The sequence below is a fragment of the Pseudarthrobacter sp. J1738 genome (genome assembly GCF_050490315.1).
Classification (GTDB): domain Bacteria; phylum Actinomycetota; class Actinomycetes; order Actinomycetales; family Micrococcaceae; genus JBNPEO01.
In genome coordinates this window covers 319,267-343,146 of record NZ_JBNPEO010000001.1, presented here as the reverse complement: position 1 = coordinate 343,146, position 23,880 = coordinate 319,267, and the positions used below count along the sequence as shown (strand labels likewise).

Sequence of the window (23,880 nt, the reverse complement as noted above, 5' to 3'; positions counted from 1 at the left end):
ACAAGACCGTTACATTTCCACCTTAGGCGGAATCGGTACCTGGCGCGAACCTCGCCACGCTCAGGCTACCGTTCTAGACCGGCCAATCCATCAGGGTTGAACGAATCAGGAAGCGTTTTCCCTCCGGGGATTCCACCGAGAACCCGCTGCCTCGGCCCTGGACCACGTCGACCAGAAGGTGGGTGTGGCTCCAGTAATTGAATTGCTCGCGGGACATCCAAAACTCCACCCGGCCTTCAGGTGTTGCTGGGCTATCAAGGTCAAAGACGCCCAAGAGTACGTCCGAGTCACCCGTGATGAACTCCCCTGCCGGATAGCACATCGGTGAGGAACCATCACAGCAGCCCCCGGATTGGTGAAACATAAGCGGCCCGTGAATTCCACGAAGTTTTTGTAAAAGCTCCACTGACGCCGCAGTGAGCGCCACTCGGGAAAAATCTTCCCCGGGGACGGTCACTGCGGCGTCGAGCTTAGCTGTTGGCATCAGAGTCATCTCTGGATCAGTACCTGGTGGCTATTAGTACTTGATGACCACGCGGCCGTCGATCTTGCCGTGCTTCATCTCATCCAAGACCGCATTCACCTCGGGAAGTTCCCGCGTGGAGACGGTCGGGTGGATCTTGCCTTCGGCGAAGAAATCCAGCGCCTCGGCCAGATCTTGCCGCGTTCCCACAATGGAGCCGCGGACGGTCAGGCCCTTGAGCACAATCTCGAAGATCGGTGCCGGGAAATCGCCCGGCGGTAGGCCGTTGAACACAATCGTTCCACCGCGGCGGGCCATCCCAATAGCCTGGCCGAATGCTGACGGATGTACTGCCGTGACCAAGACGCCATGTGAGCCTCCGGTCTCGCGCTGGATAACTTCAACGGGATCTTCGTTCAAGGCATTAACTGTCAGTTCCGCACCGTGCTTCTTGGCGAGGGCCAGCTTGTCATCAGCAACGTCCACCGCCGCAACGCGCAAGCCCATGGCCACGGCGTACTGGACGGCGATGTGGCCCAGGCCACCGATGCCGGAGATCGTGACCCATTGACCTGGCCGAGCCTCGGTCATCTTGAGCCCCTTGTACACAGTCACGCCAGCGCAAAGCACCGGGGCAACCGCGATGGGATCGGAGCCAGCCGGGATACGTGCTGCGAAACGTGTGTCCACCAGCATGTACTCGCCAAAGGAGCCGTCCACGCTGTAGCCAGCATTCTGCTGCGCTTCACACAGTGTTTCCCAGCCGGTGCGGCAGTACTGGCAGTCGCCGCATGCTGACCAGAGCCAAGCGTTACCTACCAGGTCACCCACGGCTAGGTCGGTGACACCATCACCGATGGCCACCACCTCTCCCACTCCTTCGTGACCGGGGATAAACGGCGGAGTCGGCTTGACCGGCCAGTCACCTTCCGCGGCGTGGAGGTCGGTGTGGCACACGCCGGTGGTCAGAAGCTTGACCAGCGCCTGGCCTCGGCCCGGTTCGGGAACCGGGACGGTCTGGACCTGGAGGTCCTTGCCGAATTCGGTTACTACCGCGGCTTGCATGGTCTTCGTCGTCGTTGTCTCAGTCATAGCAAAATCCTTTCGTCGTCAAACAAGAGTGCAGCTATCAGGCTTGTGCACGGCGATCTTTCGCGAGGGTGCACACATGGTGCGGGCGGGGCGAATCTTGTCCGATCCGCGCCCGCCCGGGCTTGGTTGGCTTAGAACTTGGTTGGCTTAGAAGAAGCCCAGTTTGTTCTCGTTGTAGCTGACCAAAAGGTTCTTGGTTTGCTGGTAGTGGTCAAGCATCATGGCGTGGTTTTCGCGGCCAATACCGGATGACTTGTAGCCGCCGAACGCGGCACCTGCCGGGTAGGCATGGTAGTTGTTGACCCACACGCGGCCGGCCTGAATCTCACGTCCTGCACGGTAGGCAACGTTGCCGTTGCGGGACCAGACACCCGCGCCGAGTCCGTAGAGGGTGTCATTAGCGATTTCCATGGCCTGGTTGTAGTCGCTGAACTTTGTCACTGAGACTACGGGTCCAAAGATTTCCTCTTGGAAGATCCGCATCTTGTTGTCGCCTTCAAAAACGGTTGGCTGAACGTAGTAGCCGCCAGCTAGGTCGCCTTCGAGCTCGGCACGGGCGCCGCCAATGAGGACCTTGGCGCCTTCCTGCTTTCCAATGTCGATGTAGGAAAGGATCTTCTCGAGCTGATCGTTGGATGCCTGGGCGCCCACTTGAGTTTCAGTATCGAGCGGGTTGCCCTGAATCATCTTGGCAACACGGGCCACTGCATCCTTCATAAAGGAGTCGTAAATGTCTTCCTGAATCAAAGCACGCGAGGGGCAGGTGCACACTTCACCCTGGTTGAAGGCGAACAGTGCAAAGCCTTCTTGTGCTTTGTCGTAGAACGCGTCAGTGGTGTCCTGGGCTACATCGTTGAAGAAGATATTGGGGCTCTTGCCACCGAGTTCCAACGTGACCGGGATCAGGTTCTGGCTGGCGTACTGGCTGATCAACCGGCCCGTGGTGGTTTCGCCTGTGAACGCAATCTTGCGGATGCGGGGACTGGAAGCGAGAGGCTTGCCTGCTTCAACACCAAAACCGTTAACGATGTTCAAAACACCCGCTGGCAAAATGTCACCGATGAGTTCAATCAACACCAAAATGGACGACGGCGTCTGTTCAGCCGGCTTGAGCACTACGGCGTTACCCGCAGCGAGCGCCGGAGCCAGCTTCCATACGGCCATCAAAATGGGGAAGTTCCACGGAATAATCTGCCCCACCACGCCAAGCGGCTCGTGGTAGTGGTACGCGGTGGTGTCTTCATCGAGCTGAGATAGACGGCCTTCTTGAGCGCGAACTGCAGAGGCGAAGTAACGGAAGTGATCCGCAGCGAGCGGGATGTCAGCGTTGAGAGTTTCGCGGATAGGTTTGCCGTTGTCCCAGGACTCTGCAACGGCCAACATTTCTAGGTTCGCGTCGATAACGTCAGCGATTTTGTTCAGGACCGCTGCACGTTCGGCAACTGAAGTTTTTCCCCAAGCTGGTGCGGCTTTGTGTGCTGCGTCCAGAGCCAGTTCAATATCTTCAGCTGTACCACGGGCCACTTCGCAGAAGACTTTTCCGGTGACCGGTGTGGTGTTTTCGAAGTATTCACCCTTGACCGGTGCAACCCATTCGCCGCCGATCCAGTTCTCATAACGATCCTTGAACGTCACCTTTGAACCCTCGGTACCGGGCTGTGCGTAAACAGTCATTGTTAGCTCCTTTGCTAAGACTGATGTTTCAAAAACGGATTCGGGCCCCGGGACGGTATTTCTCGTCGCGTCTTTGGGAACCGCTGCATTCAGCCTAAGAAACAAAACGTTGCAGCAAGGTTGCGGACGGTTTACTGCCGCAGATCGGCGTCGATCTTTTCAAGTTCCGCTACCACGACGGCGCGGCGCGGCGAGCGCGGTGGCAGCAGCTTGAGTGCCGTCATCCTCACCTCGGAATCGTCTGAGGCCTCAGCAAGTTGGGCGTATTGCAAAAGGCAATCGGCATTGCCGTCACTCAACACTGCCTCACGGAGCTGGGCTGCTACCTTGTGCCGAAGCTCCACAATGCCTGGGGCCTCGGAACGTGGAAGAACTTCTCCGCGGTAAATATTTAGGGCGATCCGGTGAGCTCCGCGCTGGATGCATTTGAGGACTTGGGTGGAGTCAGGGAGCAGGTCTACCGGCAGTCTGTAGGGCCGAGATTCAGGAACGGCGTCCGGGCTGAGTTGCTTGAGTACGCTGCGCAGCCGCACCATTTCGGCGCGCAAATTCACAGTGGATCCCTCACGCGCATACAGCTGGGCTGTGAGTTCTTCGGCGGTGAGCCCTGCGGGGTGGCTCGCGAGCAGTGCCACGATTTCGCTGTGCCTCGCGGACAGTGTCACGGAGCGGCCATCGATGCTCAGGAGTGCTTGGTCCCGGCCTAACAACTGCAGACTATTGCGGTACAGCGTTGATGCGGTGCTATGCGATTTTTCGGCAGTGCCGGCTGTGGATCCGCCGGCTGAAGCTGCTACTGAAGTCCCGGCCAAACTTCGACGCTTCGGGCTGAGCATCGTGGAACTTAGCCGTGAAGAACTACCACGAGACCCTGAAAGCATCGCCGCCGCTTGCAACCTTTCAATCTGGAGCTGAGCCTGAGCGGCGGCCACTGTAGCTTCCACCAGTGAGAGCGTGTGCGGTGCAACAGCAATCTCGGTTCCAGTGATATCTACTACACCTAGCAATGCACCAGAATCAGGGTCGTGAATAGGCACAGCTGTGCAACTCCAAGGGTGCACTGAGCGTTTGTAATGTTCCTCGCCGCGGATTTGAACACTGCGGTTTAAGGTCAGTGCTGTGCCTGGTGCGCTGGTGCCCACCGAGGCCTCTGACCAGTTGGCTCCGGCCACAAACATCATGCCCTCGGCCCGGCGTTGTAAAACCGGGTCGCCGTCAACCCACAACAGCCGGCCCACGTCGTCGCCCACCGCAACTAGAAGACCGCTGTCATGGCTGGGCTGGATCAAGAGTTTGTGAATCACCGGCATAATCGTGGCCAGTGGGTGGCTGCGCCGGTACTCCTCGAGTTCGGCACGGTCCATGGCAAGTGGCGCCTCGGGGGCATCAGGGTTGGCGCGGAAACCCATGGAACGTTCCCACGAATCGCGAACAATACTACGCAGCCCCGGGACCTCACTGGTGCTGGGCACCTTCAACAGCCCAGCGTCGAGAAGCTCATGCCCCAGCTGGGCTGGTTGTTCTGGAGAGGGGCGCTTTTGGCCTAGACGCTGCAGTGCGGCGATATTCGTCATTGAATGTGTTCGCTTCCTTGGGAGGCTATGCCTGTGGCCTAAGTGTAGGCCGGAATAAAGCCTTAGTGGCAACGGTTGGCCACCATGTGTCCCAGAACTCAAGATCCGCAGCCGCTCAGAGCAGCGCCACTTCCGTAAATAGCACCGGAACACTCTCAGGCAAAGCACCGCGAGTGCCGCGTAGTGAGAACACCAAAGGCATGCTGTACGGCATAGCTGCCTACACTCTCTGGGGCCTTTTGCCGCTGTACTTCATTTTGTTGTTCCCCGCCGGTCCGGTAGAGATTGTTGCGGGCCGGGTGCTGTGGTCACTCATTTTCTGTGCGCTGCTGATTGCCGTGACGCGAACTTGGGCCCCTCTAGCGGCCGCTCTAAAAAACCCAAAGGTCTTTTGGCCGCTGGCTCTTGCAGCCGGTCTTATTGCAATTAACTGGCTCACGTACACCTATGGTGTCACCACCGGGCAGACCGTTGAGGCTTCACTGGGGTACTTCATTAACCCACTGGTTTCAGTGCTTTTGGGCGTTCTTGTGCTCAAGGAAAAGCTCCGCAAACTCCAATGGGCTGCTGTAGGTATCGGTTTTATCGCAGTGATAGTACTGACTATCTCCTATGGGAAACTTCCCTGGATTGCCCTGACTCTGGCCTTGAGCTTTGGCTTCTACGGTTTCGTAAAAAAGCGGGTTGGTTCCCGGGTTGACGCTCTGGCCAGTCTCACGGTGGAGACGGTAGTTCTGGCGCCCTTTGCCGCCGTCGTTATGATCATTTTGACGGTTATTGGCCAAGCCACCATGACCGCACAAGGCCCCGGTCACTTCTGGATTATGGCTGCTTCCGGTGTGATCACGGCTGTGCCGTTGCTGCTATTCGGTGCTTCCGCGCGACGCCTGCCCATGACCACCATTGGCCTATTGCAGTACTTCGCACCGATGCTCCAGTTCATTTTTGCGCTCACGATTCTGGGCGAGACCATGACCATTGAGCGTTGGATCGGCTTCGGGATTGTGTGGCTGGCGCTATTGCTGCTCACGGTGGACATGCTCAGCACCAACCGCAAGAATTCGGCAGCTAGGCGCCTCACAACCCAGCTCACCTAAGCCCCTCCGCCGAATGGGTAGATAATGTCCCTTAGAACCACTCCAAAGCGACGTTATCTACCCATTCGCTGAGCTACTTCTCCGGGCTGGAGTCGATGCGCTCGTAGTCGCGCGGCACCACGATCATCGGCACCGGCAGTGAACGCAGCACCTTGTTCGCCGTGGAGCCAATAAACAGTTGACGGCGCCGAGCCAACCGGGATGAGCCCACCACCAGGGCGTCGCCGTCGCTCCATTCGAGGCCATCGATGGCTTCCTCAATGGTGCGGCCATGAGCAACCGCAACCTGTACATCATGACCGGGCGACAACTGGGCGGCGGCATCCTTCAGTACAGTGTTCGCGTGACGGTGAGCAGCGTTAATACCCTCACCCGATTCACCAGCCACGTCCAATTCCACCAAAGAAATCAATCGCAGCGGGACACCACGACGTCCTGCGGAGCTGATCGCAATGTTGATGGCGGCGTCGGCCCCTTCTCTGGTTCCCACCGCGAGGGTGAGCCGATCAATCGGCTCTTGACGCTGGTAACCGCGCGGAACCAGCGCCACCGGGACGGGCGAGGCGTGAAGAAGCGCGTTGGCCACCGAACCCACCGTGTAGCGCTTAAAGAGCCCATTGCTGGCTGCACCGATCACAATCAGCCCAGCCTTGAATTCAATGGCGCATTCGATTAAGGCAGCGGCGAAAGACTCGCCCTCAATCAGGTGGAATTCCGCCGGAACACCTGCCGGGATGAGAGCTAGCGCTTGGGTTTTCACGCCGCTGGCTCCACCCGGGTTGGTCAGGCTTGTGGCGGCCAAATTCTTGTCCTGGACGTAGACCAAATCAAGATGCGCACCCTGGGCTGCTGCCATGGCAACGGCCAGATTAACGGCGTCGGCGCCGCGTTCATTGGGGGTGTAACCAACTACGTATCGCATGTGTGTGCCTTCGCGGGCTTAGGCAAGTCCGAACAACACTGTCCGCACCTGCAGAGAACTTGTGTAGCTGACTCTACATCCCGCAAACAACTCCGCCGAGTGGGTAGATAATGTCCCTTTGAGCATTGGCTAAGGGACATTATCTACCCACTCGGCGGAGAGGGCGGTGCCTTTAGGCGTTGGCGCGGATTGCTGCCTCGAGGACGTCCAAACCATCGTTGAGCAGCTCATCGCTGATGACCAGCGGCGGGAGCAAACGAATCACATTGCCGTAGGTCCCGCAGGTGAGGATGATGACACCCTCCTTGAGGCATGCTGCGGCAACAGCCTTGGTCAGTTCCGGGTTGGGCTCGATGGTGCCGGGTTTGACCAGTTCAATGGCCAGCATGGCGCCACGGCCGCGGACGTCGCCCACGGCTGAAACTTCGCCAGCGAGTGCGTTCAAACGTTCGGTAGCGATCTCGCCGATGTGGCGGGCACGGGCGTTGAGGTCAAACTCTTCCATGGTGCCAATTGCGGCCAATGCAGCAGCACAAGCCACCGGGTTACCACCGTAGGTGCCACCGAGTCCACCGGGGTGAACAGAGTCCAGCAGTTCTGCGCGGCCGGTGATCGCTGAGAGCGGCATACCACCGGCAATACCCTTGGCCATGGTCACGATGTCCGGGATGATGCCTTCGTGGTTGACGGCGAACCATTCACCCGTGCGGCAGAAACCTGACTGGACCTCGTCGGCAATGAACACCACACCGTTTGCTTTGGCCCATTCGGCCAGCGCCGGCAAGAAACCTTCAGCGGGGACAATAAAACCACCCTCGCCCTGAATTGGTTCGATGATGATTGCAGCGATCTGATCGCCACCGATCTGCTTTTCCATCATGGAGATGGCGCGCTTTGCCGCCTCAGCACCGGTGATCTGCGAGTTCTCTTCGCGGAACGGGTAGCTCATCGGTGCACGGTAAATCTCGGATGCGAACGGACCGAACCCTGTTTTGTACGGCATGGACTTTGCGGTCAACGCCATGGTCAGGTTGGTGCGGCCGTGGTACGCGTGATCAAAAGCTACGACGGCGTTACGACCAGTAGCGATGCGAGCCACCTTGATGGCGTTTTCCACTGCCTCCGCGCCAGAGTTGAAGAGTACGGTGCGCTTCTCGTGGTCGCCCGGGGTGAGGCGGTTCAGCTGCTCGGCGACAGCAACGTAGCCTTCGTAGGGGGTGACCATAAAGCAGCTGTGGGTGAAGTGCTCAACAGCTTCCTTAACAGCCCCGACGACGGCGGGATCGGACGCGCCGACGCTGGTCACAGCGATGCCTGAACCGAGATCAATAAAAGAGTTACCGTCTACGTCGTGGATGATGCCGCCGTCGGCGTCCTGTACATAAACCGGGACGCTAGAGGCGACCCCACCAGCCACAACTGCTTTGCGGCGCTCGGCAATGGCGATGGACTTTGGGCCCGGGAAGTCGGCGTCGATCCGGCGCTTCTGCTCGAGACGGTAGGTGATTTCGTTGACAGTGGTGGTCATGGCAGGGCCTTTCAGAATATTGGGGGTGGCTGTGAAACGGCGGCGCTTAGGCGTCCAGTGCGCTCATCACGTGCTTGATGCGGGTGTAGTCCTCTACGCCGTACATGGAGAGGTCTTTGCCGTAGCCGGATTGTTTGAATCCGCCGTGCGGCATTTCGGCGGTGAGCAAGATGTGGGTGTTGATCCACACTGCACCAAAGTCCAGGTCGCGGCTCACGCGCATGGCGGTTCCGTGATCGGTGGTCCAGATGCTTGAAGCTAGGGCGTATTCAACATCGTTGGCCAGCTCAACGGCTTCGGCCTCATCGGCAAATTTCTGCACCGTGATGACGGGGCCAAAGGTTTCCTTCTGAACCACGTCATCTTGTTGCTGGGCGCCGGTAATAATGGTGGGCTCAAAGAAGAAGCCCTTTTCCCCCGCCTGGTGCCCGCCGGTTTCGATCTTGCAGTGTGCCGGGAGTGCATTCACCACGGCGTTAACCGCATTGAAGTGATTGATGTTGTTCAACGGGCCAAAGTAGTTGTCTTCGTCATTCTGTGAACCGGTGCGCAGTGTTTTGGTGTGTTCCACCATCGCTGCAACCAGCTCATCGTGAACGGATTCTTCGGCGAGGACACGGGTGATGGCTGTGCAGTCCTGGCCAGCGTTGAAGAACGCAAATTCAGCAATGGCTGCTGCGCTCTTGGCAATATCAGCGTCTTTGAACACGATGGCTGGGGCCTTGCCGCCCAGTTCCAGGTGGGCGCGTTTGAGGCCCTTCGCTGCGCCTGAGGCTACTGCAATACCTGCTCGCACGGAACCGGTGATTGATACCAGGCCGGGAACCTTGTGCTCCACCATCATGGCGCCCGTGGCTCCGGTGCCGAGAACAACGTTGAGCACACCGTCCGGCAAAATGCCCTGAGTGAGCTTGGCCAAGACCAAGGTGGATTCCGGGGTGGTGTCTGAGGGCTTGAGAACAATGGTGTTACCGGCGGCGAGCGCGGGGCCGATCTTCCAGATTGCCATAAGGAACGGGTAGTTCCACGGGGCAACCTGAGCCACTACACCGATGGGTTCGCGGCGCACATAGGAGGTGTGGCCTTCAAAGTATTCGCCAGCAGATTTGCCTTCCATGAGGCGTGCAGCACCGGCGAAGAAGCGCATCTGGTCGGCACCGGCGGCCACTTCTTCGCTAGCGATGAGGCTGCGCACCTGGCCCGTGTTGCGGTGCTGCGCTTCAACCAGTTCGTCGCTATTAGCTTCGATGGCATCGGCCAGCTTGAGGAGCATAAGTTGGCGCTGCCCGGGTGTAACTCGCTTCCAGCTTTTGAAGGCCTCGGCGGCTGCGGACATCGCCGCGTCAACGTCTGCCGCGTTAGACACCGGCGAGGTGGCCACCACTTCAGAGTTAGTGGGGTTGATGATGTCCAAAGTATCGGTGCCAGCCGGTGTAACAAACTGGCCGTTGATGAAGTTCTGCAAGGTTTGGACCACTGTGTTCAACCCTCTTTCTGGTGGTGTGTTACTGCGGAGTTAGCTCGAGCCTAGATGAGCTGCGTCACTTCCGGAATGGACAGCTGCACAGCCGTCCCCAACACTGGCAGTGCGGCTGCCCAGCACAAGGACCTATAGTGAACTGGTGACCATCACCCTCGCCGCGCTACTGGCATTACCCTCGCTCAAACTTCGCAATCTGGGGACTGCACAGACAACGCTCACCTCCCCCATTCAATGGGTTGCTGTGACCGAGCACGAACAGCCGCAGCGTTTTCTTAGCGGCGGCGAATTGATCCTCACCACGGGGCTGCGCCAGAAAACAGCCGCCGCGCAGCGCGCCTTTGTACGTCAGGTTCAGCGCGCCGGTGCCGTGGGTATTGGTTTTGGCACGGGTCTCACCCACGAGGAAGTCCCGGCGGCGCTGGTTGCCGAAGCCAACCGTTGGGGTCTACCGGTGGTTGAGGTCCCTTACGAGACGCCGTTTATTGCCATTGGGAAACTGGTGGCTGAGTCCCATTCAGCCGATCACTACACCAAACTTGAACGGCTTCTTGCTGCACACCAGGTCCTTTCCCGATCGCTCTTATCCGGCGGTGGGCTGCCAGCTCTTTTGCGTCAATTGGCCGGGTTGCTGCGCACCGAGCTGCGTTTGAGCCGCTTTGGTATTGAAATCTTTTCCACCACCTCTGAACCCAAAGAAAATCAGGAGTGGACCGCCGTTGCCATTTCCACCGGTCAACGCGATGCCACCACTCTTCATGTACTCCGGCCCTTCACTGACGGCGGCATCTTGGACTATGCCAAGTCTTTGGTGAGCCTAGAACTGAATAATCAGCAGCAACAGCGAATCGCCGCCCGCAAGCTAGCCGGGCAGGTGATGCAGGACGTGATTCGTGGCGCCCTTGATGCGCAAGAGGCCGGCGCCCGGCTAGCTTCGGTGGGGATCTCGGCGTCGGGCCGTCAAGTAGTCATGCTGGTTCGCCCTGCAGCGGGTAGCACCCCGGCGCAAGTTAAGGCTGTCTTGGCCACGGCGTTACCGCCGGAACTCGATGAGGCGCCTACCGCCGTTGTCGATTCTGAGCTGTTGATCATTTTGAACGACGACGCCGCGGCGCCGGCTCGTGCGCGGGCCGTCCACACGCTTCTTTCGGAGGCTGGGCTCAAGGCGACCATCGGTCTGGGTGGCCATTACGCGCGGCCCAACGGTTTGCGGTGGAGCTACTTTGAAGCGCGCGACGCCGTGGCCCGCGGCTTGCCAGTCAATGAGCCAGAGCGGTTGTCATTGACCTCGCTGTTGCTGGCCAGCGAAGACGTTCCGCTCGCGGATATGGCCACCGAGACCCTGCGCCCGCTAGTTGATTTTGATGCAGCGCACGGTTCGGAACTGATGACCACGCTAGAGAGCTACTTGCAGCTCAATGGCTCGGTGGCTGCCGTGGCGGAGGCGCTCACCCTGCACCGAAACACGGTGCGCTACCGCTTGGCGCAAATCACCGAACTCACCGGGCACGATCCCGCTGTGACGCAGGATCGTGTGCAATTGTGGCTGGCACTGTCCGTTCAATGGCTCGGCGCCCGGCAACCGCGGGGGCACTAAACCGGCTTCTGAGAACACAAATGTGCCCGGCCTCGCTTCCGCGGTGCCGGGCACATTTTGGTGGGGTATTTAGACGCTAGCCTGAACTCCGCCACGGGAAATCTTGACCATGTGATCGCGCGGAACAACCTTCACACGCTCGCGCTCCACGGCCACACCGTGCGATCCGCCAGCCGCGGTGGCTTCGGCACCCAGGGACTTCTCATGTTCGTCCAGGGCCAGCCAGCCTTCCCAACTGGTGAAGTGCACATCGCGGGATTCCAGCAAGGAGACGACGGCGTCTTCCGCGGGTTCTGCGGCTACCGGCAAGTTTTCGCGGTCTGCCAAAAGGTACGTCACCGTTTCGAGTGCGTCACCCTTGGTGTGACCAATCAGGCCCACCGGTCCTCGCTTGATCCAACCCGTAGCGTACAAGCCCGGCACGTGCTGGCCGTCCACGTCAAGGACGCGACCGCCGTCGTTCACTACGACGCCACGCTTGTGGTCGAATTCAACGTCCGGCAGGGCGGAACCAAAGTAGCCGATGGCGCGGTACACGGCTTGGACCGGGTATTCGATGATTTCCCCGGTGCCGCGGGCGTTGCCGGTGCCGTCCAGTTCGGTGCGTTCGAAGCGCATACCACCCACGTGGCCCGGGTTTTCGGGGTCTTCAACAATCTCCAATGGAGAGTGCAAAAAGTGCAAGTGCAGTCGGCGGGATGCCTTGAGCTCGGAGAGGTCCTCGGGCTGTTCGGCGATCCAGTTGGTGAGGGTTCCCACCATGGTTTTGATCTGGTTGTTGCTCTGAATTGCATCGTCGGAGGCTTCGTCGAATTCGAAGTCCTCCGCGTAGAGAACAATGTCAACGTCTTTGGAGTGGGAAAGCTCGCGCAGTTCCAAGGGGGTGAACTTCACCTGGGCGGGCCCGCGGCGGCCAAAGATGTGAACGTCCGTCACCGGGGAAGCTTTGAGACCCTTGTAAACGTTCTCGGGGATTTCGGTGACCAGCAGATCATCGGCGTGCTTGGACAGAACCCTAGCCACGTCCAAGGCAACGTTGCCGTTACCAATCACTGCAACTTCCTTGGCGTTCAGCGGCCATTCGCGCGAAACATCCGGGTGACCGTCGTACCAAGAGACAAAGTCAGCACCGCCATAGGAACCGTCCAGCTCGATGCCGGGGATGTTCAGATCAGCGTCTTTGATGGCTCCGGTGGCAAAAATGACGGCGTCGTAGTGGGAACGCAGGTCATCAATGGTGATGTCAGTGCCGTATTCAACGTTGCCGAAAAAGCGGATGTCGCCACGGTCCAGAACCTTGTGGAGGGCGTTCACAATACCCTTGATGCGCGGGTGATCCGGGGCCACGCCATAGCGAATCAGACCATAGGGTGCCGGGTAGCGGTCAAAAAGGTCGATGCTGACGGTCAGCTCGCCGCTTTTAACTGCTTCGCTTTTGGTCAGGATGTCAGCGGCATAGACGCCGGCCGGGCCGGAACCAATGACAGCTACGCGCAGCGGACGCTCTGCGGTTCCTACGGTGGTGCTTGATGACACGGCTGTGTTCCTTTTCTTGGCTTCGATAAGTAGTACGGGTGGTGCTGGTGAAGTTTTTAGTGGCTAGTGCTCTGGCGTGTGATTTTAAGGTTCGACGGCGCCAAGGGGCTGAGGCGTACCACGTCACCAACCACAATCACCGCCGGATTTTGCACTCCAGCTGCCTCGGCCTGCGCTGCAATACTCACCACAGTGCCGATGGTGACGCGTTGATCCGGCGCATAGCCTCTTTCAACAATAGCTACTGGAGTCTCTGCTGGCATGCCCGATGTGAGAAGGGCCACCATCGATTCCTTCAGTTTGGCCACTCCCATCAGCAGCACCACGGTGTGATCCGGGCGTGCAGGAACCTCGCAAAGTTCCTGATGACCAGTCACAACGCTGAATCCGGTGGCCACCCCGCGGTGTGTAACGGGGATGCCGGCGGCTGCGGGGACGGAAATCGCCGAAGTAACGCCGGGAACTACTTCTACGGGAATTCCGTGATCGCGGCAATACTGGGCTTCTTCGCCACCACGGCCCAAAACGTAAGGATCTCCACCCTTAAGACGAACCACTCGGCTGCCTTGTTGAGCATGCTCTACAAGGATGGCGTTGATATCTTCTTGCGGGACGGGGTGATGGCCGGGAGTTTTGCCTACTTCAATCACCTGGACGTCGGCGTGCAATTCGTTCAGGAGTTCGCGTGGGCCCAGCCGATCAGCCACCACCACATCGGCTTGGGCCAAGAGCAGGCGGCCCCGCACAGTGATCAGCCCAGGGTGCCCCGGTCCGCCGCCAACCAGCGCAACATTCCCCAGGGCTCCGTCCCTGTGGCGGTGCCGGCGGATGGGGAGGCTGCCCGTTTCGAGGGCGGTAGCAACGGCGTCGCGCACGGCCATGGCGCGGCGCGGGTCACCGCCAGCGTTCACGGCAATTTTGATGTCTTCCACCATTGCTACTGCCGGCGTCCACGCTGCGGAGGCTTCATGATCTGAGGCGTTAACACTCCAGATTCGGCGTTCTTCGGCGTCTGCGGAAACTTGTGCGTCAACGGTTTTGTTGCCGGTGGCGGTTTGAACGAACCAGACCTTTTCTAGGTCACTGCTTTGGTAGGTGCGCGGCACCCAGGTGAGCAATCCGGCGTCGTTCAATTCACGCACTTGATCCGAGGCTTCGGGGGCCACCACTGTGACTCTAGCGCCGGCGTCGAGCAAGGTTTTTGCGCGGCGGGCTGCAACCGGACCGGCACCAACCACCAACACTTCGCGGCCCAAAAGCCGCAGAGCGGTGGGGTATATGTCCTGAATTGCCATAGGAAAACGATACGGGCAGCTCGTCACGCTCCCCCAAGTACTACGACTCAACCGTTCACGCTGGGTAACCCAACGTCACATTGAGCCCACACTTTTGCGCCGAGGTCGGTGCATAGCTCCGTTCTCCCCGTAATTTTCCAGGGAGTTCGGCACGCTGCACCGACCTCGGCGAAATGTTTAGGTCCGAGTCCACCCAATTGCTGGTGCGATGTACTTGGCCACATTGCCCAGAAGCTTGGCGTTGTAGTCCACACCAAGCTGGTTAGGGACAGTCAGCATCAAAGTGTCTGCTGCTTGAACTGCTGCATCGTTAGCCAGTTCTTCGGCGAGCGAATCCGGGGAACCCGTGTAGCTCTTGCCAAAGCGCGAACGCGTCCCCTCTAAGATGCCCACTTGATCGCGGGAATCTGCCTGCGAGCGCAGACCGAAGTAATACTCGTCCTCGTCATCCACGATCGGGATCACGCTACGGCTCACCGAAACGCGCGGCTCAAAGTTATGCCCGGCTTCCACCCAGGCCTGCCGGAACAGCTGAATCTGTTCGGCCTGCAACTGGTCAAACGGCACACCCGTGTCCTCGGTCAGGAGCGTGGAACTCATAAGGTTCATGCCTTGTTGCGCCGCCCAGACCGCGGTTTTACGAGTTCCGGCACCCCACCAGATGCGTTCCGGAAGCCCGGACGACGTCGGCTGGATGGGTAAAAGCCCCGTGGCGCCTCCCGCGTACTGCGGGTCAGCTTGGGCCACGCCGTGACCGGCGATGGCGTGGCGGAACTGTGCAGTGTGGCGACGTGCCATGTCACCGGCATCTTCGCCTTCGGCGGGCGTGTAGCCGAAGGTCGCAGCACCATTGCGAGCAGGCTCGGGTGAACCACGGCTCACGCCGAGCTGGAGCCTGCCATCACTGATCAAGTCAGTGGCAGCAGCTTCCTCTGCCATGTAGAGCGGGTTTTCGTAGCGCATGTCGATCACGCCAGTGCCCATCTCAATCCGGCTGGTGCGGGCCGCAATCGCAGCCAACAATGGGAAAGGCGAGGCCTGCTGGCGGGCGAAGTGATGCACGCGGAAGAACGCGCCGTCGATCCCTAACTCTTCAGCAGCAATGGCGAGGTCAATGCCTTGCAGTAAGGCCTCCCGAGGGGATTGCACGCGTGAACCCTGTACACGCTGCCAGTGCCCGAAGGAAAGGAAGCCAATCTTCTTGCGATGTGTAGTCACACTCTCGCTAACGTAAGGCGCTCACAAGTCATTCCCACCTCTCCAGAGCTCGCGAAGTCGGTGCAGCGCGCCGTCTCCCCCGGAAATTTACGGTGGAAACGACGCGCTGCACCGACCTCGGCGAATGGGGCGGATGAATTAGCGGGTGCTGCCGGCTAGGAGTCCTCGGCCGCGCAGGAGTTTTTTCTCGATAGGGCCAAAGATCAGCAGTTCAACGGCGATGCCCACAAACAGGATGACCAGGATTGCTGACATCACCATTGACATGTCTGAGAGCTGCCGGCCTTGATCGAGCATGGACCCTAGCCCGAATCCGATCTTTCCACCGGTGGCAATAATCTCAGCGGCCATTAACGATCGCCAGGCAAAGGCCCAGCCTTGTTTGAGCCCGCCCAAATACCCCGGCAACGCTGCCGGAAGAACCACTTGCAAAGCCATCTCTAGCCGGGATGCACCGAGCACTGTCCCAACGCGTCGATATTGCGGAGGGATCTGGTCCACCCCGGAGATGAGCCCGTTGATGATCGACGGAATCGCGCCCATCAAGACCACAAAGTACGCAGTGGCATCACTGAGCCCAAACCAGATGATCGCGGCCGGAACCCACGCCACCGAGGGCAACACTTGCAGTCCAGAAATAAGCGGCCCAAAAGCGCGACGGAGCGGTTGAACCTGTGCCAGGAGCAGACCAATCGGCGTTCCGATCACTGCGCTGACAGCAAAGCCGATGATGCCGCGCTGCACCGAAGTCCATAGCCCCTCTTGGATACGTCCTTCGCCCCAGAGGGTGATCATTGAGGACGCTACATCCAGCGGACCGGGCACCTGATCGCGGCGTTTGAGGCCTAAGGAAACATAAAACTGCCACGCGATCAGCAAAAAAATCAGTGCAGCAACGGGCAGCAGCACCCGGGACCAGTCGGCCCGCGATTTGGTAGCCGCATCGGATTGGAGGGAGTCCAAGCCGGATTCGAGCTCGCGAAGATCGTCTGCGCCAGCAACAGAAGCCACCCCAGCCGCCGGGCTGGCTTGCACCCGTTCGTCTGCTGCTCGGGTCTGAGTGTTACTTGGCATGGCGGCGGATCTCCTGGCGAAGTCGGCTTGTGATGGTTCCGGTCAGCTGAACTGCCAAGGACGGGTCTGCACGGTGCTCGGGCCCCACTTCCCATTCGGCAACAACTCGACCGGGGCGCGAGGACATCAACAGCACACGCTGCCCCAGACGAACCGCTTCACGAACGTTGTGCGTCACAAAAACAATGGTCCTGCCCGTCTCTTTCCACACGCGCTCAAGCTCATCGTGCAACAAGTCACGGGTGATGGCATCGAGCGCTGCGAAAGGCTCGTCCATCAACAGCAGCTGACGTTCCTGTGCAAGCGAGCGGGCCAAGGCTACACGCTGACGCATTCCGCCGGAGAGCTCATGTGGTCGCTTCTCTGCCGCGTCCCCCAAATGAACCAGATCGAGCAGTTCCCCGGCTCGCCGCCGTCGTTCTGTTTTGCCAACACCACGCAGCTTCAAAGCCAACTCAACATTGCCACGGGCGCTCAACCACGGAAAAAGCGCCGAGTCTTGGAACATAAAAGCTGCGCCGTCCGCAGGCACTTCCAAAGCCCCAGAACTGGGCGCTTCGAGCCCGGCGATGATGTTGAGAAGTGTCGATTTCCCGCAGCCAGAAGCACCGAGCAGTGCAACGAATTCGCCCTGCCGGATGTTAGCGCTGACGTTCTCCAAAACGGGAGCGCCATCGCCAAAGCGCTTGCCTAGGTTCTCGAGCACAACTGGCATGTGGTGTTCCTTCTCTTACGGGGCTTGCGAAAGTGATCGGTCAAAAATCGGGGCTAATCGGTGCCCAATCCAGCTGCCGATACCTTCTCTGCCCCGCCCACTTTGTTCAAAAGCGTCAGGTTGAAAATCCCGTTAATGTCAGCAGATTTGGTGGTTCCGGCATCCACACCGTCTTGCAGAAGTTTTGTGTAAGTTCCGGCCAGCGGGTCCACGGTGAACTCAATATTTTTCAGTGACCGCCCAATCACGTCATCCGGGAGCGCCTTGCCAGAGGACTCCTTGAGGGCAGCGTTCAGCACGCTTGCCTTCTCACCTTCCGGCGCTGAATTCAGCCAGGCCACGGATTCCACGTGGCCCTTCAACAGCGCTTCAATGGTTTGTGGGTGCTCCTTCAAAAAGGACTTGTTCACAATCAAAATAGTGGTGGGGAACTGCCCAGGTTTCGCTGAAAGCGAGCCATCCCAAAGATCTTTCTCGTCCACCAAAACCTTGGCTTTTGCTTGGAGCACCAGCCGGGATGCCCAGGGCTCTGGCAACCACGCGCCGTCGAGCTTTCCGTCTTGGAACAGTTTCAGGGTCTGGGCGTTTTCGGTAGGCGTGATGTTGACGTCCCCGCCGCCGTCCGTGGTGGTTTTGAATCCCTGTTTTTTCAAGTAAACGCCCAGTGCCACGTCCTGGGTGCCGCCGAGTTGTGGCGTTGCCAGGTTTTTACCTTTGAGGTCAGCGGCAGTTTTGATGGAAGAGTTAACCACCAGTTGCGCCCCGCCCGATGCTGCCCCGGCAATGATGCTGATGGATTCACCCTTGCTCTTAACAAAGGAGTTGATGGCCGGGTTGGGGCCCAAATATGCTGCGTCGATAGCACCAGCGTTGAGTGCTTCCACGGCTGCGGGGCCAGCGTTGAACACCTCGGTGCTCAGTTTGGTCCCCTCCCCCAGGTCCTTCTGAATGATTCCTTTTGAGACACCTACAAGGGCCGGAGCGTGCGTGATGTTGCCGAAGTAGCCAAGCTTCAGTTCGGTGGCGGGGGTGCCCACGGCCGCCTGTTCTGCAGCGGGTTTGTTGGCAACGGTGGCTGCCACTGCTGCTCCGGCGCCTAGGAGGAGTACGACGCCGGCCGTCACAGCAATCTGGAGGCCGCGGTTTTTCTTGGGCTGCTCACCGGCAACGATGCGGGTTGTGCCGGTCTGGGGAGAAGTCATGGGAACACACTAGAGAGGGGCGCTAACCGCTGGCAATGGTCCGGAAACGCGGGGTCACGGGACTTCATGTGGCGTAGCATTTCCCCACCTGTCCGCAGAGTTTCCCCTTCTTTCGCCGCGCCTAAAGAAGTTCGACGGCGTGCCCTGGGGACACGCCGTCGAACTTTCTAAAAGGCGGGGAGACTCAGCGGCGGCGGCTGCCGATGATGACCGCCACTGAAGCAATTAGCCCGAGTGCGATCCACAGAATCCACCAAGGCGGGTCAACTGAACTTGCGATGGTCACTGGTTTTTGTTCCTGCTCAACGGTGTTTACCCGTTCCGCGGTGACCAGCAGCCGGTGAGTGTTAATACCGATGGGTGTGCACGTTATCAGTGTGACCAGGTCTTTTCCTGCCACCGGCCGCAATGATTCGGTCTCCGTTGGCAGTACTTCAACGATGTTATTGATCCGGTATGTGAGGGTGTCCCCGTAAGTACTCACCTCAAATTCATCGCCGAGTTTGAGGTCTTTCAAACGGGTAAAAAGTGTGGCCTCTGGGACCCCCGAGTGACCTGTCAGGACAGCATGAGTGCCTTTGCCGCCCACCGGAAGCGCAGTCCCATACAAGTGACCCACACCCTTGTGGAGTTCGGCGTCACCGGTGCCGTGATAGATCGGCAAGTCCACCCCGATGCTGGGGATGACCAGACGTGACATCACGCCGTCGGGGCTGAGCGCGAGTTGCTTCGCGTAGTTTTGGGCAACGGCCTTGGCTGCTTGACGCGCGGCGACTTGTTCTGGGGTTCCCGCGTTGATGTCTGTGGTGTTGGAGGCGTCGGGGTTGGTGAAGGGGTCTACGATCGCGCCGCCGCTGAGTGTGCTGTTGTATTTGCGGGCATCGTCTAGGGCCGCGCTCCGGCCAACTGGACCCAGCTCTTTAACGCTGGTGTCATAGCTGCGAACTTCTTTGGATTGCTGCAGTTCTGAGAACCAGCTAGCAGCAGAGGGATAGGTCATAACGCTCACCCCGGCAAAGACTAACAAGGCAATAATCCAGGCTGAGCCGGGCACACGAGAGCGCGGCAAGGAAATTTTGGTTTCCTGTACCGCGCTCTGTGTGGTGCTCATACTACGTACTACTCCTGATTTCGTTCCCCGGCAGGGAAGCGTGGGGGTAGGCATCCCTGCCGGGTCGCGATTCGCCTTCACCCGCTTGGAGCGAAGGACGTTTGGGGGTGACTAGGCGGTTACAGTCTTGCGCCGTGCTGCGCGCTGCCAGATCACTGCACCACCAGCGATGGACAAGAGTCCCAAGCCAGCTGCCATGAACATGATGTTGCCGGATCCACCCGTGAGGGGAAGCGTGAACGGGGGGATCTGCGGGTCCTTGACGGTGATCATTGCTTCAGTGGCGGTACCCACGGTGACGTTGAACTTGACCGGGTTTGCTGCACTGTAGGCGGGGGCAATCTGGTATCCGGCTGGCGCCTTGGTTTCTACGAGCCAGTAGTCCACCAGAGTGGTGCCACCGTTGACAGTGGCACGCAGACCGTCGATCTGCGCCAGGCCGTCTTCACCTGAGGTGAAGGTGTCTTGACCATTAACCTTGATCGCGTTGGTTCCCGCCTTGGCGTCAGCCTCGGATGCGTAAACCTGGAACTCAGCACCAGCGAGAACTTTATTCGTGTCGTTTTCACTGACCTTCTTGATCAACACGTTGCCCCATTTGGTTTGAACGGTGTTGGAGTTGAACTCGTTTCCGTTGATGAAGCTCTGTGCCTTGTTGGTGATGACACCGTTGACTACAGACTTGACCGTAGTGACCAGTGTGACGTTGATCTTGGAGCCCGCTACTGCTTTGAGCTTCTCTAGGCCGGTGGCAGTGAAATTGATGGCTACCAGGCCGCCAGTGGTCGAGAGCGTGTAATCAGTCCCTGCCACAAGGGTGGTGCCGCCAGCAACAACGGTTGCGCTCTTGAAGGTGAGCCGGGAATCCAGCTGGTCGGTGATCAGGTAAGAGTCAAGCGTGTTGCCCTCGGACTTGGCCGGGATTCCCGCTGCGATGTTCCACGTAACATCCGAGCCAAGGCCCGTTGCGTTGGTGTCATCGATGGACTTCTCAAGGGTGGTCAAGGAGTTCTTGGGGTACACGTGAACGTTGTAGATCCAGGTGTTGTCGCTGCTGTGCGGCAACGGGAGGGTCACTAAGAATGGCTTGGCTGCGAACGCGATGTTGTTAGAACCGCTATCCGTTTCAGTCACGAGGTAGACAGCCTGCTCGAGGCCGGAGAATGTTGCCACACCGTTGGCAGTCGTCTGGGTCAGTCCCGGCGAAGCAAGGTGCTGCTGAGCCTGAGCAACTGTCAGCGTTTTAGTGGCCAACCAGCCCTCGTTGGTGGCCAGGTCAATGTTGGTGACCTTCTGCACGGTGAACTCAACGCCATTCAACTGCGTGAGGCCTGCGGTGTTTTGCTCCGTACCGTCCGGGGCAGTGCCAAGTACAGCCGGCTGCTCGAACTTGTGAATGGTCAGGGACTTGGGCGCATCAGGGTTGATGTTTCCCGGGCCCGGAGCTGCTGATGCCGGGGCAACGGAGCCCAGCATTGCTGCGGCAGCGATGCCGGCGATGCCGAGGCCCGCCGTCACCCGCCTAGTGAGGGTTTTACGAAGAGATGACATGTTTTGCGTTCCTTTCAGGAGTGGTACGAGGTAAGTAGCACGTTGTTTTTGGTCAAGTATTTTTGGGGCGGTCACGGGGCTTAGCCTTTTCGCCTGCGCAGGATGAACCAGAGTCCGGCGAGCGCCGCGATGAGGAGCAGCCCCCCGCCGATCAGCGTGTAGCTGGCAGTTCCGGTCCCGCCCGTTAGCGGGAGTGTGTAGGCAGGCGGGTTTCCGTTGACAAAGCGGTAGGTGGCTTTTTTGCCCTTCGCTACAGTCGCAGTGACGTCCGTGACGTCAGTCCAGGCATTGGCATCCGTGAGGCTGCCGTCCGCGTTGTAGCTACCGGTGTAGCGCTGTAGTTTGAGCTGCAAGTAGGCCCTGTTGGCTGACGCGGATTCGCTCAGGGTGTAAACGGTTCCTGCGGCCACGTCTTTGGTGTTTGCCATGGTGGGCTGCTCGGCGCCGGTTACCTGTAGGGCTGTTCCGCTGGCCGGGGTTGCTTTGATGGTGAAGTCGGCGGCTACTATGCTGCCCGGGTTGCTCGTGTCAATGTGTTTGAGCAGCACTAGCTGCGTCTTGCACACCACGGTGTTGGTCAGCGTGTAACCATTCGCTCCAGCCGCGACCGTATCGGTGTAGGGCAGGGTTACCGCAGCAGCCCCGCCGGTCTTGCTCAGCTGCACCTGGGTGACCGTGCAGTTCATCGACGGGTCAATAGTGGTTGTTTCGTTCAGCTGGAATTGCTGACCCACAAAGTAGCCTGTCCGTGCGGTGCCCCAAGCTTGAGTGGAAGCCCCTGCAGAACCGGGGCCGGTGAGCGTCAGGGAGGCACTCAGACCGGCTGGCTGGGAGCCGTTGTTGTAGGCGATACCGTCAACAATCCAGTTTTTGCTGACTGTAACGCTGGCCGCCGTGTTGCTATTGGTGAACTCGCACGTCACGTCTTTGTTGCCGAGCAGGAAGCTGCCGCTGGTGGTTCTGGTCCCCGTCAGTGGCATGGCGGCACCGCTGCTGTCCTTGCACACCAGGGTGCTGGTGTAGCTGCCCTTGTTATTGGTCCCAAGCGTCTCAGCCACATCGATTGTGGTGCCCTGCATAACGTCTTTGGAGTCAATGACCGTGGCCGTTCCCGTGCCGGATGCCGGTGCGGTGTAAGTGCCGTTGAAGCTCAGGGCGGTGAAGCTGGCCGTGTCGCCGGCGATTGCGTTATTCCAGGTCTTTTTGACAGTCACCTTGGCGTTTTTTGGCGTGTTGGTGAAGACGCATTCGACGTTCACGCCGGCCGTGATTTGGGCAGGGAACGTGAACGACGCCGAAGTGCCAGTCCCGCTGGCCACTACCGTTCCGCTTTGGGTGGTGCACTGATACGTGGAGGTGTAATTGACCATCACGGTTCCGTTGGCGGAACTCTCCGAGACCACAATGGCGGTTCCGCTAAGCGGAACGCTGCTGGATACTTCAGCGCCGTCGCCCTGGAGCCCTGTGTCGGTTCCCGCGGTGAGTCCCGTGCTACCGATGGCCGTTCCGTTCGCGGTAGTGGTCAGTTGGAACTGGTCTGTGGGAACAGCGCGCCCAACGATGTTCTTGGTGACGTTGAGCGAGTTGTTGTACTGGCAGCTGGCCATATCAACCGGAGCAACACTCAGGGTGCCTTCGTCGACTTTGGAACCGTCAGAAGGGTTCACCTTGTAGAAACCGGATTGGGTCGTATCCAAGTACAAGTAGCCGCCGTCAAAGGCGATGCCATTGAATGCCTGGTCATTCGGCTGGAGGAATGAAATTCTGGTTGCAGTGAGCGCCGTACTCGTAGGCAATTGCTGTGTGCTGGGGATGGTGCCGTCCAGCTTCATTAAGACATTTGAATTATCCCAACCCATACCGGAGCTGACCACAAAGTACATGTCGCCGTTTGAGCCAAATACGAGGTCACCGTTAGCGCGTGCATTGCCGCCGCTGTCCCTAGTGCCAGCTACTTTGCCTACAAAGCCGATTGGTGTGTCACTTGCCGTGTTGAATGCATAAAGCTCGAGTTCACGGGCCCCATTAACACGTCCGAAGTAATAGATTCCGGTCTTGGGATTGATGCCACCCATCACAAAGGTTCCCGATCCGGCGAGTACACCCACCGTTTTTGTAGTCGGAGGACTCGCCGCGGGGTTGTAGTGGCGGACTACAACATTGTTGTTGTTATTGGCTTGGGTGCTTACGGAGTACGCAGCTGTGCCGCCTTGGGAAATGGCAAGGCCATTGATGCTGTCGTTCCCAAAATCAAAAGCAGCTGTGGCAGCGGCGGAGGACGTGTTGATTGACGTGACCTTGCCGTCGTCATTAAGCGTGTAGACCGTGCCAGCAGCGCAGCTCAGGCTGGCAGCCGCAGCTAAGGCCGGAGCGGCGAGGAGCGACTTCGTGGCCGGAGCGGTGGCAGTTGTGGTCGCGGTTGCAGTCGCTGTCGCAGTGGGTGAGGGAGAGGCTGAAGTAGCAGTGGCGCTGGGCGACGCTGAGGCGGTGGCATCTGCCGGCGTCGTTGTCGCCGAAGCAGTGGCGGTCGCCGTAGGAGTTGCCGTGACCGTGGGGATGGTTGAAGCTGTGGTGGTTTCCGCCGGCGGTTGCGCAGCAGCGGAAACAGATCCTGCACTGAGTGCCAGCCCCAACAACACCACGCTCACACGAGCGAGAGAACCAACGCCACGAACGCCCGTTGACGTGACGTGCCGCCCGGCCATCGCGCGTCGATTCGTGGCAAAAAACTGCATTGGTTCCCCTCAAGAC

Annotated in this window: 18 protein-coding genes; 2 read left to right on the top strand and 16 right to left on the bottom strand. The window is 59.1% G+C overall.

Annotated elements, in window-relative coordinates:
• Nucleotides 1-73 precede the first annotated feature (73 nt).
• The 4 genes from ACQR35_RS01620 to ACQR35_RS01605 all read right to left on the bottom strand — a co-directional run bounded on the left by ACQR35_RS01620 (nt 74) and on the right by ACQR35_RS01605 (nt 4,803).
• Nucleotides 74-484: a DUF779 domain-containing protein gene (locus ACQR35_RS01620; protein WP_430268020.1), complete on the bottom strand. Its 411-nt coding sequence runs from the start codon at nt 482-484 to the stop codon at nt 74-76.
• 33 nt (nt 485-517) lie between these two features.
• Entirely contained in the window at nt 518-1,528 is a 1,011-nt protein-coding gene (gene adhP, locus ACQR35_RS01615; RefSeq protein ID WP_430268126.1) for an alcohol dehydrogenase AdhP, read from the bottom strand.
• Nucleotides 1,529-1,702: 174 nt separating this feature from the next.
• A complete protein-coding gene (exaC, locus tag ACQR35_RS01610) occupies nt 1,703-3,229 on the bottom strand; it encodes an acetaldehyde dehydrogenase ExaC (protein WP_430268021.1) in 1,527 nt (508 codons plus the stop codon).
• A 131-nt stretch (nt 3,230-3,360) separates the two neighbouring features.
• Nucleotides 3,361-4,803: a GAF domain-containing protein gene (locus ACQR35_RS01605; RefSeq protein ID WP_430269037.1), complete on the bottom strand. Its 1,443-nt coding sequence runs from the start codon at nt 4,801-4,803 to the stop codon at nt 3,361-3,363.
• A gap of 200 nt (nt 4,804-5,003) precedes the next feature.
• Between ACQR35_RS01605 and rarD the strand changes: the two genes are divergently transcribed.
• Nucleotides 5,004-5,900: an EamA family transporter RarD gene (rarD, locus tag ACQR35_RS01600; protein WP_430269242.1), complete on the top strand. Its 897-nt coding sequence runs from the start codon at nt 5,004-5,006 to the stop codon at nt 5,898-5,900.
• 73 nt (nt 5,901-5,973) lie between these two features.
• Here the strand turns inward: rarD and ACQR35_RS01595 are convergent, their stop codons facing one another.
• From ACQR35_RS01595 to ACQR35_RS01585, 3 genes are all read right to left on the bottom strand, one after another.
• Complete coding sequence (locus ACQR35_RS01595; RefSeq protein WP_430268023.1) at nt 5,974-6,822, bottom strand: universal stress protein; 849 nt, start codon at nt 6,820-6,822, stop codon at nt 5,974-5,976.
• Nucleotides 6,823-6,994: 172 nt separating this feature from the next.
• On the bottom strand, nt 6,995-8,350 hold the full coding sequence (gene gabT, locus ACQR35_RS01590; RefSeq protein WP_430268024.1) for a 4-aminobutyrate--2-oxoglutarate transaminase: 1,356 nt from the start codon (nt 8,348-8,350) through the stop codon (nt 6,995-6,997).
• Between the two features lie 46 nt (nt 8,351-8,396).
• A complete protein-coding gene (locus tag ACQR35_RS01585; RefSeq protein WP_430268128.1) occupies nt 8,397-9,827 on the bottom strand; it encodes a gamma-aminobutyraldehyde dehydrogenase in 1,431 nt (476 codons plus the stop codon).
• Nucleotides 9,828-9,972: 145 nt separating this feature from the next.
• On the opposite strand from ACQR35_RS01585, the gene ACQR35_RS01580 reads away from it, so the two are divergent.
• Nucleotides 9,973-11,427 carry a PucR family transcriptional regulator gene (locus tag ACQR35_RS01580; protein WP_430268025.1) on the top strand — a complete coding sequence of 485 codons (1,455 nt, stop codon included), beginning with the start codon at nt 9,973-9,975 and terminating at the stop codon, nt 11,425-11,427.
• Between the two features lie 69 nt (nt 11,428-11,496).
• On the opposite strand, the gene ACQR35_RS01575 is transcribed toward ACQR35_RS01580, so the two are convergent.
• The 9 genes from ACQR35_RS01575 to ACQR35_RS01535 all read right to left on the bottom strand — a co-directional run bounded on the left by ACQR35_RS01575 (nt 11,497) and on the right by ACQR35_RS01535 (nt 23,864).
• Complete coding sequence (locus tag ACQR35_RS01575; RefSeq protein WP_430269036.1) at nt 11,497-12,963, bottom strand: FAD-dependent oxidoreductase; 1,467 nt, start codon at nt 12,961-12,963, stop codon at nt 11,497-11,499.
• Between the two features lie 56 nt (nt 12,964-13,019).
• Nucleotides 13,020-14,258, bottom strand: coding sequence for a uroporphyrinogen-III C-methyltransferase (gene cobA / locus ACQR35_RS01570; protein ID WP_430269035.1), 1,239 nt, complete (start codon nt 14,256-14,258; stop codon nt 13,020-13,022).
• Nucleotides 14,259-14,435: 177 nt separating this feature from the next.
• Nucleotides 14,436-15,407: an LLM class flavin-dependent oxidoreductase gene (locus tag ACQR35_RS01565; RefSeq protein ID WP_430269034.1), complete on the bottom strand. Its 972-nt coding sequence runs from the start codon at nt 15,405-15,407 to the stop codon at nt 14,436-14,438.
• 207 nt (nt 15,408-15,614) lie between these two features.
• On the bottom strand, nt 15,615-16,550 hold the full coding sequence (locus tag ACQR35_RS01560) for an ABC transporter permease (RefSeq protein WP_430269033.1): 936 nt from the start codon (nt 16,548-16,550) through the stop codon (nt 15,615-15,617).
• Entirely contained in the window at nt 16,540-17,265 is a 726-nt protein-coding gene (locus ACQR35_RS01555) for an ABC transporter ATP-binding protein (RefSeq protein WP_430268030.1), read from the bottom strand. Before ACQR35_RS01555 ends, ACQR35_RS01560 begins: the two co-directional genes overlap by 11 nt.
• A 53-nt stretch (nt 17,266-17,318) precedes the next feature.
• Nucleotides 17,319-18,467, bottom strand: a complete 1,149-nt coding sequence (locus ACQR35_RS01550; protein ID WP_430269032.1) for an ABC transporter substrate-binding protein — start codon at nt 18,465-18,467, stop codon at nt 17,319-17,321.
• 184 nt (nt 18,468-18,651) lie between these two features.
• The gene (locus tag ACQR35_RS01545; RefSeq protein ID WP_430268032.1) at nt 18,652-19,578 is read right to left on the bottom strand and encodes a class C sortase; all 927 of its coding nucleotides are present in this window, start codon (nt 19,576-19,578) and stop codon (nt 18,652-18,654) included.
• Between the two features lie 111 nt (nt 19,579-19,689).
• Complete coding sequence (locus ACQR35_RS01540) at nt 19,690-21,129, bottom strand: SpaH/EbpB family LPXTG-anchored major pilin (RefSeq protein WP_430269031.1); 1,440 nt, start codon at nt 21,127-21,129, stop codon at nt 19,690-19,692.
• Between the two features lie 80 nt (nt 21,130-21,209).
• Nucleotides 21,210-23,864, bottom strand: coding sequence for an LPXTG cell wall anchor domain-containing protein (locus ACQR35_RS01535; protein ID WP_430269030.1), 2,655 nt, complete (start codon nt 23,862-23,864; stop codon nt 21,210-21,212).
• Between the last annotated feature and the right edge of the window lie 16 nt (nt 23,865-23,880).

What these genes read in the sequence shown, in the direction of transcription:
- ACQR35_RS01620 (WP_430268020.1), bottom strand. Translation starts at nt 484, where the DNA reads ATGCCAACAGCTAAGCTCGACGCCGCAGTGACCGTCCCCGGGGAAGAT.
- adhP (WP_430268126.1), bottom strand. Translation starts at nt 1,528, where the DNA reads ATGCAAGCCGCGGTAGTAACCGAATTCGGCAAGGACCTCCAGGTCCAG.
- exaC (WP_430268021.1), bottom strand. Translation starts at nt 3,229, where the DNA reads ATGACTGTTTACGCACAGCCCGGTACCGAGGGTTCAAAGGTGACGTTC.
- ACQR35_RS01605 (WP_430269037.1), bottom strand. Translation starts at nt 4,803, where the DNA reads ATGACGAATATCGCCGCACTGCAGCGTCTAGGCCAAAAGCGCCCCTCT.
- rarD (WP_430269242.1), top strand. Translation starts at nt 5,004, where the DNA reads ATGCTGTACGGCATAGCTGCCTACACTCTCTGGGGCCTTTTGCCGCTG.
- ACQR35_RS01595 (WP_430268023.1), bottom strand. Translation starts at nt 6,822, where the DNA reads ATGCGATACGTAGTTGGTTACACCCCCAATGAACGCGGCGCCGACGCC.
- gabT (WP_430268024.1), bottom strand. Translation starts at nt 8,350, where the DNA reads ATGACCACCACTGTCAACGAAATCACCTACCGTCTCGAGCAGAAGCGC.
- cobA (WP_430269035.1), bottom strand. Translation starts at nt 14,258, where the DNA reads ATGGCAATTCAGGACATATACCCCACCGCTCTGCGGCTTTTGGGCCGC.
- ACQR35_RS01560 (WP_430269033.1), bottom strand. Translation starts at nt 16,550, where the DNA reads ATGCCAAGTAACACTCAGACCCGAGCAGCAGACGAACGGGTGCAAGCC.
- ACQR35_RS01555 (WP_430268030.1), bottom strand. Translation starts at nt 17,265, where the DNA reads ATGCCAGTTGTGCTCGAGAACCTAGGCAAGCGCTTTGGCGATGGCGCT.
- ACQR35_RS01550 (WP_430269032.1), bottom strand. Translation starts at nt 18,467, where the DNA reads ATGACTTCTCCCCAGACCGGCACAACCCGCATCGTTGCCGGTGAGCAG.
- ACQR35_RS01545 (WP_430268032.1), bottom strand. Translation starts at nt 19,578, where the DNA reads ATGAGCACCACACAGAGCGCGGTACAGGAAACCAAAATTTCCTTGCCG.
- ACQR35_RS01540 (WP_430269031.1), bottom strand. Translation starts at nt 21,129, where the DNA reads ATGTCATCTCTTCGTAAAACCCTCACTAGGCGGGTGACGGCGGGCCTC.
- ACQR35_RS01535 (WP_430269030.1), bottom strand. Translation starts at nt 23,864, where the DNA reads ATGCAGTTTTTTGCCACGAATCGACGCGCGATGGCCGGGCGGCACGTC.